Annotated in this window: 13 protein-coding genes; 10 read left to right on the top strand and 3 right to left on the bottom strand. The window is 69.4% G+C overall.

Annotation, left to right across the window (positions count from 1 at the left end; translation table 11 throughout):
- Positions 1 to 210: 210 nt before the first annotated feature.
- The 3 genes from dnaK to dnaJ are packed head-to-tail and all read left to right on the top strand — an operon-like array spanning position 211 to position 3694.
- Positions 211 to 2139, top strand: a complete 1929-nt coding sequence (dnaK, locus tag C556_RS0113890) for a molecular chaperone DnaK (protein ID WP_018748858.1) — start codon at positions 211 to 213, stop codon at positions 2137 to 2139.
- Positions 2140 to 2172: 33 nt separating this feature from the next.
- A complete protein-coding gene (locus C556_RS0113885; RefSeq protein ID WP_026263096.1) occupies positions 2173 to 2529 on the top strand; it encodes a four helix bundle protein in 357 nt (118 codons plus the stop codon).
- A 34-nt stretch (positions 2530 to 2563) separates the two neighbouring features.
- A complete protein-coding gene (gene dnaJ / locus C556_RS0113880; protein WP_026263095.1) occupies positions 2564 to 3694 on the top strand; it encodes a molecular chaperone DnaJ in 1131 nt (376 codons plus the stop codon).
- Between the two features lie 110 nt (positions 3695 to 3804).
- Here dnaJ and C556_RS0113875 read toward each other — a convergent pair whose 3' ends face one another.
- Together C556_RS0113875 and C556_RS0113870 are read right to left on the bottom strand one after the other, a co-directional pair.
- The gene (locus C556_RS0113875) at positions 3805 to 4578 is read right to left on the bottom strand and encodes a DODA-type extradiol aromatic ring-opening family dioxygenase (RefSeq protein ID WP_018748855.1); all 774 of its coding nucleotides are present in this window, start codon (positions 4576 to 4578) and stop codon (positions 3805 to 3807) included.
- Between the two features lie 227 nt (positions 4579 to 4805).
- The gene (locus C556_RS0113870) at positions 4806 to 5693 is read right to left on the bottom strand and encodes a glycoside hydrolase family 16 protein (RefSeq protein WP_018748854.1); all 888 of its coding nucleotides are present in this window, start codon (positions 5691 to 5693) and stop codon (positions 4806 to 4808) included.
- A gap of 259 nt (positions 5694 to 5952) precedes the next feature.
- Between C556_RS0113870 and C556_RS0113865 the strand changes: the two genes are divergently transcribed.
- A complete protein-coding gene (locus C556_RS0113865; RefSeq protein WP_157236188.1) occupies positions 5953 to 6369 on the top strand; it encodes a PilZ domain-containing protein in 417 nt (138 codons plus the stop codon).
- Positions 6370 to 6563: 194 nt separating this feature from the next.
- On the opposite strand, the gene C556_RS20475 is transcribed toward C556_RS0113865, so the two are convergent.
- Complete coding sequence (locus tag C556_RS20475) at positions 6564 to 8012, bottom strand: MFS transporter (RefSeq protein WP_157236187.1); 1449 nt, start codon at positions 8010 to 8012, stop codon at positions 6564 to 6566.
- A gap of 34 nt (positions 8013 to 8046) precedes the next feature.
- On the opposite strand from C556_RS20475, the gene C556_RS0113850 reads away from it, so the two are divergent.
- The 6 genes from C556_RS0113850 (at position 8047) to C556_RS0113825 (ending at position 14886) form a co-directional block, all read left to right on the top strand.
- Positions 8047 to 9393, top strand: coding sequence for an aminotransferase class I/II-fold pyridoxal phosphate-dependent enzyme (locus C556_RS0113850; RefSeq protein ID WP_040431184.1), 1347 nt, complete (start codon positions 8047 to 8049; stop codon positions 9391 to 9393).
- Complete coding sequence (locus tag C556_RS0113845) at positions 9390 to 10844, top strand: sensor histidine kinase (RefSeq protein WP_018748850.1); 1455 nt, start codon at positions 9390 to 9392, stop codon at positions 10842 to 10844. The genes C556_RS0113850 and C556_RS0113845 overlap by 4 nt, the downstream gene beginning before the upstream one ends.
- Positions 10841 to 11386 carry a hypothetical protein gene (locus tag C556_RS20470; protein ID WP_018748849.1) on the top strand — a complete coding sequence of 182 codons (546 nt, stop codon included), beginning with the start codon at positions 10841 to 10843 and terminating at the stop codon, positions 11384 to 11386. The genes C556_RS0113845 and C556_RS20470 overlap by 4 nt, the downstream gene beginning before the upstream one ends.
- 5 nt (positions 11387 to 11391) lie before the next feature.
- On the top strand, positions 11392 to 12774 hold the full coding sequence (locus tag C556_RS0113835; RefSeq protein ID WP_018748848.1) for a sigma 54-interacting transcriptional regulator: 1383 nt from the start codon (positions 11392 to 11394) through the stop codon (positions 12772 to 12774).
- 229 nt (positions 12775 to 13003) lie between these two features.
- A complete protein-coding gene (locus tag C556_RS0113830; protein ID WP_018748847.1) occupies positions 13004 to 13336 on the top strand; it encodes a BON domain-containing protein in 333 nt (110 codons plus the stop codon).
- Between the two features lie 176 nt (positions 13337 to 13512).
- Positions 13513 to 14886, top strand: coding sequence for a lysozyme inhibitor LprI family protein (locus tag C556_RS0113825; protein WP_018748846.1), 1374 nt, complete (start codon positions 13513 to 13515; stop codon positions 14884 to 14886).
- The last annotated feature ends 146 nt before the right edge of the window (positions 14887 to 15032 follow it).

Raw genomic sequence — 15032 nt, 5'->3', positions numbered from 1 at the left:
TACTGTCTGCGTTTCGTGCTCCTTGCCAGGATCGCTTCGCTGGGTTTTGTCGGCGGCGCCGACGATGTATTCAACGATGGATCGCCGCCGGGTTACCGCCACATGAAAGGCGACGCTTGAAAACCCGCACGACATCCCCACTTGCGCAACAAGGTTATTGAATTCAACGCCGCGATCGAGGTCGCGGCCCGGAACAAAGGATAGACAGACATGGCAAAAATCATCGGTATCGACCTGGGCACCACCAACAGCTGCGTGGCGGTGATCGAAAACGGTCAACCCAAGGTGATCGAAAACTCGGAAGGCACCCGCACCACCCCGTCGATCATCGCGTATCAGGACGACGGCGAGATCCTGGTCGGCGCCCCGGCCAAGCGCCAGGCGGTGACCAACCCGCGCAACACCCTGTACGCCGTCAAGCGCCTGATCGGCCGCAAGTTCCAGGAAAAGGAAGTGCAGAAGGACATCGACCTGATGCCCTACAGCATCGTCAAGGCCGACAACGGCGACGCCTGGGTGGAAGTGCGCGGCGACAAGAAGGCCCCGCCGCAGATCAGCGCCGAAGTGCTGCGCAAGATGAAGAAGACCGCCGAGGACTACCTGGGCGAGGAAGTCACCGAAGCCGTCATCACCGTGCCGGCCTACTTCAACGACAGCCAGCGCCAGGCCACCAAGGACGCCGGCCGCATCGCCGGCCTGGAAGTGAAGCGCATCATCAACGAGCCGACCGCCGCCGCGCTGGCCTTCGGCATGGACAAGAGCGAGAAGGGCGACCGCAAGGTGGCGGTGTATGACCTGGGCGGCGGCACCTTCGACATCTCGATCATCGAGATCGCCGACGTCGATGGCGACAAGCAGTTCGAAGTGCTGGCCACCAACGGCGACACCTTCCTGGGCGGCGAGGACTTCGACCAGCGCCTGATCGACTACATCATCGGCGAGTTCCAGAAGGAGCAGGGCATCGACCTGAAGAAGGACGTGATGGCGCTGCAACGCCTGAAGGAAGCCGCCGAGAAGGCCAAGATCGAGCTGTCCAGCGCCGCGCAGACCGAAGTCAACCTGCCGTACATCACCATGGACGCCACCGGTCCCAAGCACCTGGTGCTGAAGATCACCCGCGCCAAGTTCGAATCGCTGGTCGACGAGCTGATCGAGCGCTCGATCGAGCCGTGCCGCATCGCGCTGAAGGATGCCGGCCTGAAGGCTTCCGACATCGACGACGTGATCCTGGTCGGCGGCCAGACCCGCATGCCCAAGGTGCAGGACAAGGTGAAGGAGTTCTTCGGCAAGGAACCGCGCCGCGACGTGAACCCGGACGAAGCCGTGGCCGTCGGCGCCGCGATCCAGGGCGCCGTGCTGGGCGGCGACCGCAAGGACGTGCTGCTGCTGGACGTCACCCCGCTGAGCCTGGGCATCGAAACCCTGGGCGGCGTGCTGACCAAGCTGATCAACAAGAACACCACCATTCCGACCAAGGCGTCGCAGGTGTTCTCCACCGCCGACGACAACCAGAACGCGGTGACCATCCACGTGCTGCAGGGCGAGCGCGAGAAGGCGTCCGCCAACAAGAGCCTGGGCCAGTTCAACCTGACCGACATCCCGCCGGCGCCGCGCGGCGTGCCGCAGATCGAAGTCACCTTCGACATCGACGCCAACGGCATCCTGCACGTGTCGGCCAAGGACAAGGCCACCGGCAAGGAAAACAAGATCAAGATCCAGGCTTCCTCGGGCTTGAGCGAGGAAGAGATCCAGCAGATGGTGCGCGACGCCGAGCTGAACGCCGAAGAGGACAAAAAGCTGCACGATCTGGTCAGCGCCCGTAACCAGGGCGACGCCATGATCCACTCGGTGAAGAAGTCGCTGACCGAGTTCGGCGACAAGATCGCCGCCGACGAAAAGGCCGCGATCGAAACCGCGATCAAGGAACTGGAAGAAGTGGTGAAGGGCGACGACAAGGACGCCATCGAAGCCAAGACCAACGCGCTGATGCAGGCCAGCCACAAGCTCGCCGAACAGATGTACGGCCAGCAGGGCGGCGCCGAAGCGGGCGCGGCCGGCGCGGCCGGCGGCGAAGCCGGCCAGGGCGAGGACGGCAACGTGGTCGATGCCGAGTTCACCGAGGTGAAGGACAACAAGTAATTCGGGAAGGGGGAAGGGCGAAGAGGGAAGGGTGTGCGGCGCAACCATCGCGATCTGAAAGCCTGGCAACGGGCGATGGATCTGGTGGAGTGTGTCTACACGGCCACCCTCGCTTTCCCCCAGAACGAGCAGTACGGCCTCATTTCACAATTGCGGCGGGCATCGGTATCGGTGCCCGCCAATATTGCTGAAGGCTTCGCCCGAAATGGCAGCAGGGAATTGCTTCATTTCCTGGGAATCGCGGCCGGATCGCTGTCGGAATTGGACACGCTGATCGAATTGGCCATCAGATTGAATTACCTAAGCGATCAAGAGGAACTGGGCGGTTTGGTGGACGAAGTATCCGGATTGGTCATGGGGCTTGCGGCGTCCATTCGACGCAAGCTTTGACCCTTCCCCCTTCCCCCTTCCCCCTTCTCAGCCCATGAGCAAAAAAGATTTTTACGATGTGCTGGGCGTCAACCGCGACGCCAGCGACGACGACATCAAGAAGGCCTATCGCAAGCTGGCGATGAAGTACCACCCGGACCGCAATCCGGACAGCAAGGAGGCCGAGGAAAAGTTCAAGGAGGCCAAGGAGGCCTACGAGATCCTTTCCGACGCGCAGAAGCGCGCCGCCTACGACCAGTACGGCCACGCCGGGGTGGACCCGCAGGCCGGGATGGGCGGCGGGGGCGGCTTTGGTGCCGGTGGCTTCGCCGATGCGTTCTCCGACATCTTCGGCGACATCTTCGGCGGTGGCCGGGGCGGCGGTGGCGGGCGTTCCAACGTCTACCGCGGCGCCGACCTGCGCTACAACATGGAGATCACGCTGGAAGAGGCCGCGCGCGGCGTCGAGAAGCAGATCAAGATCCCCTCGCACGAGGAATGCGACACCTGCCACGGCAGCGGCGCCAAGCCCGGCACCGAGGCCAAGACCTGCCACACCTGCAACGGCCACGGCCAAGTGCGCGTGTCGCAAGGCTTCTTCAGCATCCAGCAGACCTGCCCCACCTGCCACGGCAGCGGCAAGTACATCCCCGATCCCTGCCGCACCTGCCATGGCACCGGCCGGGTGCAGACCACCAAGACCCTGGCGGTGAAGATCCCCGCCGGCGTGGACGAAGGCGACCGCATCCGCCTGTCCGGCGAAGGCGAGCCGGGCGTCAACGGCGGGCCTCCGGGCGACCTGTTCGTGGTGGTCCACCTCAAGCCGCACGGCGTGTTCGAGCGCGAAGGCAACGACCTGCACTGCGAGATGCCCATCGGCATCGGCACCGCCGCGCTCGGCGGCGAGATCGAGATCCCCACGCTGGAAGGCAAGGCGCGCATCAGCATCCCCGCCGGTACCCAGACCGGCCAGGTGTTCCGCCTGCGCGGCAAGGGCATCAAGGGCGTGCGCACCTCGATCACCGGCGACCTGATGTGCCACGTGGTGGTGGAAACCCCGGTCAACCTCACCAGCCGGCAGAAGGAACTGCTGAAGGAGTTCGAGGAGATCAGCCAGGGCGACGCCGAAAAGCACAACCCGCGCGCCAAGTCGTTCATGGATAAAGTGAAGGCGTTCTTTTCCTGAGCGGCGCGTTGCGCAACACAAAACCCCGGCCATGGCCGGGGTTTTGTTTTGTGGACGTCGACGAACCGCGGTGTGGCCAGGGGAACGCTTGCCGCGCCCGGCCCGTTGGATCACCCGAACCGATACACATCCATCGCCAGCACCCGCTCGGTCACCTCGTCGTGCAGCCGGACGACCGGCTCGCCGTCGGCGGCGCCCAGGGCCACGAACAGCGGCAGCAGGTGCTCCTCGCTGGGGTGCGCGCGCGCGGCGTGCGGCGCCTGTTGGCGATAGTCGAGCAGGGCGTCCAGCTCGCCGTGGTCCAGCCGCTGGTGCATCCATGCCTGGAACGGCGCCACATAGGCGGGCGATACCGGCTCGGCGCCGAACACGTCGTGCAGGTTGTGCGTCATGCTGCCGCTGCCGACGATCAGCACCCCGCTATCGCGCAGGCTGCGCAGCGCCTGGCCCAGGCGGTAATGCCAGGCGGGGCCCTGGCGCATGTCCAGCGCCAGTTGCACCACCGGCACGTCGGCGTCGGGATACATCACCCGCAGCGGCACCCAGGCGCCGTGGTCCAGGCCGCGGGTGAGGTCCACGCGCGGCGAGAAGCCCTGCGCGCCCAACAGTTCGAACACCTCGCGCGCCAGCGCCGGATCGCCCGGCGCGGGGTATTGCAGCGTATAGAGCACCGGCGGAAAGCCGCCGAAGTCGTGGATGGTGTCGGGCTGCGCCACCGCGCCGACCGCGCCGCCGCTGGCGTGCCAGTGGGCCGACACCATCAGCACCGCGCGCGGGCGCGGCAGGTCGCGGCCGATGGCGGCCCAGACCTTGCCGGCGTTGCCGGCGTCCAGCGCCAGCATCGGCGAGCCGTGCGACACGAAGAAGGTGGGAAGGCGGGACATGGCGGCACTCCGGAAATCGTCGGGTGAGGGGATGTCCCGGAGTGTGCCACCGTCAATTGAAGGGATAAATCAGCTCTGATGGGATGATTTGTCCTGTTTATCGCATCAGTGCCGGTGGCTGCGGGCCGCGTTGCCCCGCGCCACGACCAGACTTGCGCTGTCACCCCGGGCCGGTTTCGCCCCGGGGTGACCGGACTGCCGCGCTCCGGCAACCCGGCCCGCCAGGGTCACAGATTGCACGGCGACGCCAGCCCGCGCGACGGCACGGTGTCGCGGAACGGCACCTTCGCCCCGCGCAGCGCCTTCACCTGCGCATCGACCTGGGCGGGGGTCAGCACCTCGTCCTTCACGTGCAGCACCCAGTCGACCTCCTGCTGGTATTCGCGTCGCGTGGCGCCGAGCGACGCCAGATTGGTGAACCACAGGTTGAAGTTGATCGACATCGGCACCTCGGGGTAGTAGTCGCCGCCGTGGCGGGCGAACGGCTTGCCATCGAGGAAGTAGTTCACCTGCCCCTTGGCGATGTTCAGCACCAGCGTGTGCCAGCCTTCCTGGCTGCCGGCCAGCCGGTCGTACTGGTTGTCCTTCCAGAAATTGGGCGCCGGGATGAAGGTTTCCCAGGTGGTGGCGTAGAAGTACGGCCCGCTGGCGCCCCAGCCGCCGTTGGGCAGGTATTCGAAATCGGCCTCGCTGTAGTCCGGGTCCTTGGGCGCCTTCAACGGGCTGATCAGGTAGAAGGTCTCGACGATGGCGTCGCCGTCGGGGCCGCTGACCGGCGCGTCGCGGAAGCGCACCCGCGCGGCGTAGGTGCCTTCCAGGTACTTGCGGGCGTGGCACAGCTGCGCCTGGCGCGAGCCCTTGGCGCTGCCGTCGGTGGCGGCGCGCAGTTGCAGCAGGCGGTTGTTCTTGTCGGCCGGATCGGCGATCACCCGCACCCCGTCGGCCCACCATTGGGCGCCTTCCACGCCGGGCCAGCCGGCGCTGGTGCGCACGGTCCAGCCCTTGGCCGCCAGCGCCTGGCGGTCGGTGTACTGGAAATCGTCGAAGAACAGCGCTTGGGCCTGCGCCAGCGGGGCGAGGGTGGCGAGGCAAAGCAGAGTGGACAACGCACGCATGGGGTTCCTCCTTGGAAGGGGTAGGCGGACCTGGGCGGAGCCGGCATGCGTCGGCGGCGAGCGGGCCGCTTCGATTGGTTTCTTGGGGTTTCATGGGCGCCGACGCGGATGAAGCATCGCGATCCGGCGCGGGCGGATCCGCCTGGGGCGGACGTAGGGGTTATAGCGCGCGGGCGCCGGGCACGCCATGCACCGGGCGCATGGCCGTCCGCCCTATAATGCATGACCATTCGTTGACGGATGTTCTATGGAAAACGGCATGCACAACATGTTCCTGCCCGGGCTGGACGAGCCGGACTGGAAGGAACACCGCCAGGAAGCGCGCTTCCTGGTGAACTGGCGCGTCGCCATCGTCTACGAGGAACGCGAGCAGCGGCTGTCGTTCCGCGGGCGGGCGTTCGACATCTCGCACGGCGGCTTCAGCCTGCATTCCGACTTCAGCCTGCCGATGTCCGACAAGGTGACGGTGCTGATCTCGATCCCCGCCACCCATGCCGGCCAACGTCCCAAGGTGGTCGAGGTGAAGAGCCGGGTGGTCTACACCGTGCTGTCCAACGAATTCGGCCTGTTCCGCACCGGCGTGCAGTTCGTCGAATTCAAGGGCGACGGCCGCGAGTCGCTGGATTTCCATCTGTCTTATCGCAATCCCGCCCCCCAGCGCACCCGCCAGGAATAAAGCGGCTGACAAAGCCCAGCGCAGCGGTTCTGGCGGCGTCGCGTTCGCTTGCCGTACTACTCGTACTGTCTGCGCGCTCGCTCCTTGCCAGAACCACTGCGCTGGGCTTTGTTGCTGTGGCTGGCAAACCCTTCCGGCGTCGTCGCGTGGGGTGGCCGAGCCGAACTTGCCCGCTTCCCCCGCGCCGGCCGTCTTCAGGCCGCCGCCAGGCGCGGCCGGCGCACCAGCAGCGCCGCCGCGGCGCCCAGCGCCAGCGTCAGGCCGAGCGCGATGCCCGCCACCGCGTACCAGCCCAGCGCCTGATACACCCAGCCGGCCAGCCCGGCCGCGGCGGCCACCACGCTGAAGGTCAGCAACTCGTTGGCCGATTGCAGCCGCGCCCGGGCGGCGGGCGGGCTTTGCGCGATCAGCGTGCTGCCGCCCATGTACATCAGGTTCCAGCCCAGCCCCACCAGCAGCAACGACGCATGGAAGTGGTTCAGCGTCAGCCCGCCCAGCGCCAGCGCGCACGCCGCCAGGTTGAGCACGCCGCCGGCCCACGCCACCCGCCCGGCGCCGAAGCGCGCGATCAGCCGCCCGGTGACCAGCGACGGCGCGAACATCCCCAGCATGTGCCACTGGATCACGCTGGCCGCGTGCAGCGGGGTGAAGCCGCAGCCGGCGATGGCCAGCGGGCTGGCCACCATCATGAACATCATCAGCCCGTAGCCTCCGGCGCAACCGAGCATGCCGCCGAGCGCGCGCGGCGTGGCCAGCACCTCGCGCCACGGCGTGCGCTCGGCGGGTGCCACCAGCGGCGGCGGCGCGGGCAGGCGCGCCAGGGCCAGCGGCAGCAAGGCCAGCAGCGCCATCGACGCCATGCCGAGAAAACTGCCGGCGTACAGCACGTGCGGCACCCGGTCCACCGCGTAGCCGCCCAGCAGCGGGCCGGCGAACGCGGCCAGGATGCCGCCGCTCAGCACCCACGCCATCGCCGAGCCCTTGTGCGCATCGGGCGCGCCCTCGGCCGCCGCGTAGCGGTAGTACAGCGCCGTCGCCTGGTAAAAGCCCTGGAACGGCGCCGCCAGGCAGAACAGCGCGAACGATTGCAGGTACAGCGCGGTCACGCACACCAGGCCGCCCGCCATGCCGAGCACCGCCCCCAGCGCGAACACCCGCCGGTAGCTCGGGGCCTGTTCACGCTCTTTTCGCGGCAGCGTTCGGGGCAGTGCCGGTGTGCGGCAAGGCGCAGGACGCGCTGCGGTATGAATACCGTGAGCGGCGTGCAACGCGGTAGCGCGCCGGTAATGCCCCGAACCCTGCGGGCCGGGCCGGAAAAAGGTCATCCACTGCGTTGTGCTCCTTGGAAATAACCGGTTATTGCCTGCGTCGCACGCCTTGTGCCTGACCTTTTTCCGGCCCGGCGCTGCCGCGAAAAGAGCGTGAACAGGCCCTGGGCGCGCCAGCAGGCGCGGCACCACCAGCGTGGCCAGCGCGGTGCTCAGCGTGATCAGCAGGTAGGGCAGGGTGGCCAGGCTGCTCCACGGCGCCAGCCGCGCGCCGACCAGACCGCTGAACGAGATGCCGGTCGCCGTGGCCGCCATGTAGCAGAACTGGCATAGTCCGAGCAGCCAGGCGTTTTGTCTGGCAAAGGCTGGCTTCATGTTTATTTGTCCTATGACGTATTTGTAGATTTGGATGGTACAAAGAACGATTCTTGACTGCAAGGGCCGTGGCGCGGACGACATCTTCGTCCACGTGCGCGAGCTGATCGAAGACGGCACGCTGGGCCAGGGCGAAGCGTTGCCGCCGATCCGCGCGCTGGCGCAGGCGCTGGCGGTCAACCGCAACACCGTCGCCGCCGCCTACCGCAAGCTGATCGCCGCCGGCCTGGCCGAAGCGGCCGGGCGCGCCGGCACCCGCGTCGCCCCGCGCACCCGGCTGGGCATGCCGCTGGGCGTGCACGCCTTCACCTCGGCGCCGGGCATGCTGGAACTGGCGTCGGGCAACCCCGACCCGGCGTTGCTGCCCGACTACGCGCCGTACCTGGCGGCGTTGCCGGCGGAGCCGCCCGCCCTGTACGGCCAGCCCTGCTATCTGGCCGACCTCCAGGCGTGGGGCCGCGACTGGTGGCTGCGCCAGGGCCGTATCGGCGCCGAGGTGGCCGAGCCGCTGCTGACGCATGGCGCGCTGGACGGCATCGAGCGCGTGCTGGCGGCATGGCTGGCGCCGGGCGACACCGTGCTGGTCGAGGAGCCGTGCTTTCCCGGCTCGCTGGCGCTGCTGCGGCAGATGGGCGTGACCCTGATCGGCGTGCCGCTCGACGGCGATGGCATGCTGCCGGACGCGCTGGCGGCGGCGCTGGCGCGCAAGCCCAAGGCGCTGTTGTGGACACCGTATTCGCACAATCCCACCGGGGTGAACACCACGCCCGAGCGCGCCGCCGCGCTGCGCGCCGTGGTCGATGCCCATCCCGAACTGTTGCTGATCGAGGACGACCACTTCGCCGCCTTCACCGACGCCGCCACGCCGTCGCTGGTCTCGCCGGGCCGCGCGCGCTGGGCGGCGGTGCGTTCGCTGTCCAAGTGGCTGGGGCCGGATCTGCGGCTGGCCTTCCTCACTGGCGACCTCACCACGCTGACCCGGGTGCAGCGCCGCCAGTACGTCGGCCCGCGCTGGCCCAGCTTTTTGCTGCAACGGCTGGCGCTGGCGCTGCTGCGCGCGCCGGAGACCGAAACACTGCGTCGCCGCGCCGCCGCCTGCTACGCCGAGCGTCATGTCGCGCTGACCGACGCCCTGCGGCGGCGCGGGCTGGCGGCGCAGGCTGGCGAGGGGCTGAACGTGTGGCTGCCGCTGGCCGACGACGCGGTGGTGGCGCAGGCGCTGGCGGCGCGCGGCTACCTGGTGCGCGCGGGCGACGCCTTCCGCGTCACGCGGCGGCTGTCGGCGCTGCGCGTCAGCTGCGCTGCGCTGCCGGCCGAACGCGCCGACGAGCTGGCCGGCGCCATCGCCGACTGCCTGGGCGGGCTGGGGGCGGCCGCGTGAGCCGCGACACCGCGCGCGACGCGTCGCAACGCACGCCGCTGCGCTATCGGCTGTCGTTCCGCCAGCTGCTGCTGGTGGCGTTCCTGCTGGTGGGCGCCGTGCTGTCGGCCAGCTCGCTGTACGTGCTGGTGACGCTGGAACGGCTGGCCGCGCACAGCCGCGAATCGGCGCGCGAGGCGGTGCGGCTGACCGAGGCCGCCGAGCGCCTGGGCGAGCGCACCCTGACCATGGAACGCAGCGCCCGCCAGTTCCTGGTGCTGGACGACCCGGTGTTCCTGCAACGCTTCCTCGACGCCTGGAAAGAGGCGCGGGTGGCGCTCGACACCCTGGCCGGCGTGCTGCCCGAGGCGTCCGCCAGCGATTTCGACGCCTGGCAGCGCCACGGCGAGGGCGCGCGGCAACTGCTGGAGGCCGGCAAGCCCCGGCGCGGCGGCGAGGCCGCGCTGTTCGCGCACTTCGCCCAGTTGCGCGACGTGAACGAGCGGCTGGCGCTGACCGCCAAGCGCCGCGTCGAGCGCGGCAACGACGCGCTGATCGCCGAACTGGAACGCCAGCGCGGCCTGCTCGGCGCGCAGGTGGCCGCCGCCGCGGTGCTGGCGGTGCTGCTGGCGCTGTGTTTCGGCCTGTGGCTGACCCGGCCGCTGGCGCGGCTGGAACGCGCCATCGCGCGCCTGGGCGAGGGCCGCTTCGACCAGGAGATCGCCGTGCGCGGCCCGGAAGACCTGCGCCGCGTCGCCGCGCAGCTCGACTGGCTGCGGCGCCGGCTGGCCGCGCTGGAGGCCGACAAGGCGCGCTTCCTGCGGCATGTCTCGCACGAACTGAAGACCCCGCTGGCATCGCTGCGCGAAGGCGTGGCGTTGCTGGACGACGAAGTGCCCGGCCCGCTGGCGCCGGCGCAGCACGAAGTGGTCGGCATCCTCAGGCAGAATGTCGCCGCCTTGCAGACCCAGATCGAGGACCTGCTGCGCTACAACGCCGCCGTGTTCGACGCCGGCCGTGCCGTTCATGCCCGACTGGCGTTGCAACCGGCGATCGCCGCCGCCGTCGAATCCCAGCGCCTGCAATGGCAGGCGCACGGCCTGAGCGTGACGGTCGAGGGCGACGACGCAACCCTGCTGGCCGACGCCGACCAGCTCGGCGCCGTGTTCGGCAACCTGCTGTCCAACGCCATCCGCTTCAGCCCGCAAGGCGGGCGCATCCGCTTCGGGGTGAGCGCGCGGCCGGGCGCGGTGTGGATCGACTGCCGCGACGACGGCCCCGGCGTGGCGTCCGACGACGCTGCGCGCATCTTCGAACCGTTCTACCAGGGGCGCCGCCAGCCGCCGGGTGCCCGCCATGGCAGCGGCATCGGGCTGTCCATCGTCCACGAATACATCGCCGCCCTGGGCGGCACCATCGCGCTGCTGCCGAGTGAACGCGGCGCGCATTTCAGGATCGAATTGCCGCTATGAAACGTCTTGCCGTGATCCTCGCCCCGCTGTGGCTGGCCGCCTGCGTCACACCGCCGCCGCCCCCGCCGCAACCCGCCCCCGAACCGACGCCCACGCCCGAGCCGGTGGTCTACGTGGAGCACCTGCCCAGCGAAGTGGACGCCGTGCTGGCCTATGGCGCGCGGGTGCGCAACCTCACCGCCGCCGAGCTGGCGCGCGAACTGGCCGCGCTGGCCGGCGAGCCGTCCGGCCCCGACACCACCCTCAAGCGCGCGCTGGTGCTGTCGCGCATGCACGGCAACGGCGAGCTGGCACGCGCCATCGGCCTGCTGGACGCGCTCGGCAAATCCACCGAAGAGGTCGCCGCGCCGTTCAAGCCGCTGGCCGCCGTGTTGCAGGCGCAGTTCAACGAGCGCCGCAAGCTGGAGGACCAGGCCGACCGGCTGGCGCAGCAGGTCAAGGACGAGCAGCGCCGCGCCGACGAGGCCAACGCCAAGGTCGAGGCGTTGAAGAAAATCGAAAGCACGCTGCCGGCACGGCCCAGCGCGCCCGCCACCAAGTGAGCCCCATGGCCGATACCGCCCCGCACCTGCTGCTGATCGACGACGACGCCGACATCCTGCGCCTGCTCACCATCCGCCTGACCGCCGCCGGCTACCGCGTCACCACCGCCGACAGCGGCCAGGCCGCGCTCAACCGGCTGGACATCGAGCGCCCGGCGCTGGTGGTCAGCGACGTGCGCCTGCCCGACCGCGACGGCCTGGCGCTGTTCGACGAGATCCGCGCCCGCCACCCGGCGCTGCCGGTGATCCTGCTGACCGCGCACGGCACCATTCCCGACGCGGTGGAGGCCACCTCGCGCGGCGCCTTCGCCTACCTGACCAAGCCGTTCGACGGCCGCATGCTGCTGGACAAGATCGCCCAGGCGCTGGCGCTGACCGCGCCCAGCCCCGCCGAAACCCCGCGCGGCGAGGAATGGCGCGAGGGCCTGATCAGCCGCAGCCAGCGCATGGCCGAGCTGCTGGCCGAGGCCAAGCTGGTGGCGGTGACCGACGCCAGCATCCTGATCCGTGGCGAGAGCGGCAGCGGCAAGGAAGTGCTGGCGCGCGCCATCCACCGCGCCAGCCCGCGCGCCGGCGCGCCGTTCATCGCGGTGAACTGCGGCGCCATCCCCGAGCAGTTGCTGGAAAGCGAGCTGTTCGGCCACGTGAAGGGCGCCTTCACCGGCGCTGTGGCCAACCATCGCGGCCTGTTCCAGGCCGCCAACGGCGGCACGCTGTTCCTCGACGAGATCGGCGACATGCCGCTGGCGTTGCAGGTGAAGCTGCTGCGCGTGTTGCAGGAGCGCGCGGTGCGCCCGGTGGGCGCGGCCGAGGCGGTGGCCATCGACGTGCGCATCCTGTCCGCCACCCACCGCGACCTGGACGCGGCGATGGCCGAGCACCAGTTCCGCGAGGATCTCTATTACCGGCTCAACGTGGTGACGCTGGCGCTGCCCACGCTGACCGAGCGGCGCGAGGACATCCCGCTGCTGGCCAATCACTTCCTGGCGACCGTCTCCGAGAAATACGGCCGCCGCGTCAACGGCTTCGCCCCCGACGCCCTGGAGGCGCTGTCCACCGCGCCGTGGCCCGGCAACGTGCGCCAGCTGTACAACGTGGTCGAGCAGGTGTGCGCGCTGTCCACCGCGCCGCTGGTGCCGCTGGCGCTGGTGCAGCGCGCGCTGCGCGCCCCCGGCATCGAGGTGCTGAGCCTGGCCGAGGCGCGCCAGCGCTTCGAGCGCGACTACCTGGTCAAGCTGCTCAAGCTCACCGGCGGCAACGTGGCCGACGCCGCGCGGCTGGCCGAGCGTAACCGCACCGAGTTCTACCGCCTGCTGCAAAAGCACGGCCTCACCCCCGAGCTGTTCCGCGCCGACGAGCCGCCTGTTGCCGATGGGCGACAGGAATAATCCTTTAGTAATCATCGGTTTGTAGGGTATGCCACCCCTGCTGTCGCCCTGCGGCGACAACAGCGGGTGGCGGCCTGCGCCGGCTTGCGGCACCGCTCTGCGCAATGCTTTGATTTCGCTGGGTTTTCCGTGGGTGGCACGGGCCTTGCTGTACCGAAGCCCAACAAGGCTTTCCGCCTTGTCGTGCAAGATCCGCGCTTCCCCCGGCGCGTCATCCAAGGAGATACCCATGACCTTCCGTACCCTGCTTGCCCGCACCTTCGCCGCCGCCGCCCTGTCCACCGCCGCCATCGCCCCGCTGCACGCCGCCGACGACGCCGACACCACCGGCGCCGTCAGTGCCTACGTGGACGACGCCACCATCACCACCAAGGTGAAAGCCGCGCTGATGAAGGACAAGCAGCTTTCCGCGCTCGACGTGAAGGTCACCACCGAGAAGGGCGTGGTGATGCTGTCCGGCACCGTGGAAACCCCCGACGCCGGCGTGCGCGCCATCGAGATCGCCGCCTCGGTGGAAGGCGTGAAGGACGTGAAGAGCGCGCTGACGGTCAAGGCCGCCTGAGCCCCGGGGCGAATCGCCCTGACGCCCGGCCGGAGCGCATTCCGGCCCCTTCGATTGGATTGCAACACCCTGCTTGGGCGGCCCTGGTGCCGCCCCTTTTTGCGTCCTGACGTTCTGCTTGCGCTGGTGGATAATCCCGGCTCGGCCGGGCCCCGGCGTATGGATGGCAGGAAAGCATGAAACGGATCGCGAGCGGCATCGGCCTGTGGCTGGCATTGATGGCGGGCACCGACGCCGCCGGCATCGATTGCGCGGCGGCGCGCACGGTGGTGGACAGCACCATCTGCGCCCGGCCCGAACTGCGCCTGATGGATCGCGACGTCGCCGGGCTGTACCGCCAATTGCAGCGCGAACCCACGGTGGACGGCGTGGCGCTGCGGCAGGCGCAGCGACGCTGGCTGACGCAACGCGACGCCTGCGGCGCCGAGGCGGATTGCCTGCTGCAACGCCATGTGGAGCGGAGCGCGGCGCTGGATCTCCAACTGCACGTGGCGCGCGCCTATCAGCCGGATGGCGTGGACCGGGCCGCGATGCGCCAGTTGCGCGACGCCGTGGCCGCCGCGATGGCGCGCGACGAGGAGTTCCCGCTGGAAACCGCTTTGGCCGCGTTCGCCTTGCCGCCCGAGCGCGTCACCCGCTTCCGCAACGTGCGGCCGCCCGACGCGCCGGAGGACGCCGACGCGCGCTTCCCGAGCGAGCGTCCGGCCGGCGTCACCCCGGACGAGTGGCGCGCGTTGCGGGCATCGCAGGTGGAAGGCGGCGGCGAATCCGGCAACGCGGGCTATGAACTGATCGACCTGGACGGCGATGGCGACCGCGATCTGCTGATCGACAGTTACCAGGGCGGCACCGGCCTGTGGAGTTACGCCATCGCCCTGGAACGGCGCGGCGGTCGTTTCGTGGCCCCGGCGCGCGCCAGACCGGCGGCGGGCGAGGCCGGCGACGAATCGCTTTACGCGATCAACGGCCGCGGCGGCAACCAGCAGGCGACCTGGGTCCGCCTGCAAGGCCGCGTCTACACCGCGCTGCGCGACAGCGTGTACGGCAGCGACCGGCTCTACCTGCTGCGGCCGCTGCGCACCCTGGCGCTGGTGCCGCGCCTGACCGTCGACTATCGCTACCATTTCACCGTGCCCCGCCAGCAGCGGCCGGAAGCCGGCCAGCCGCCGTACCAGCTGGACGAGCAGCGACTGGCCGCGCTGAACCAGGCGGTGGCCGACCCGGACGCCTTCCACGCCGGGCCGCCCGCCGACGGGCCGCTCTGCCCGATCCCGCCCGGCACCCCGGAGGAGAACCAGGCCGACTGGTACGGCTTCGGCCCCGGCCACTACAGCTTCGAGATCGTCGCCGACCTGCCGGTCTGGCTGGACGGCGCATGCCACGTCGGGCAACTGATCGACTGGTTCGGGCAGTACGATCGCACTCACGGCCTGAGCGCCCAGTTGCAGATCAAGAAGCCGGGAAGCCCCGGCCCGGAAACCCTCTACGAACTGAGCGCGCGCCGCAGCGCCATCCGCGTCGGCGCGGAACTGGCGGTGTATCCGCCCTGAGATCGGCGGGTGCGGTGGGAGGCAGTCAAACCATCCTTCCGGCTTGTGCAGCCCTAGCGCTTCCCCTTTTAATTCTTTCTGCATTCTTGCAACGTTGGGTAACATGCGCGCCACGCCCATGAGGGTGGGTTGCACGTGGGAAACGG

This window comes from Chitiniphilus shinanonensis DSM 23277 (assembly GCF_000374805.1).
GTDB classification, from domain to species: Bacteria; Pseudomonadota; Gammaproteobacteria; order Burkholderiales; family Chitinibacteraceae; genus Chitiniphilus; species Chitiniphilus shinanonensis.
Note: the sequence above shows the minus strand (reverse complement) of the source record. Positions and strands in the feature narration are given on the sequence as shown.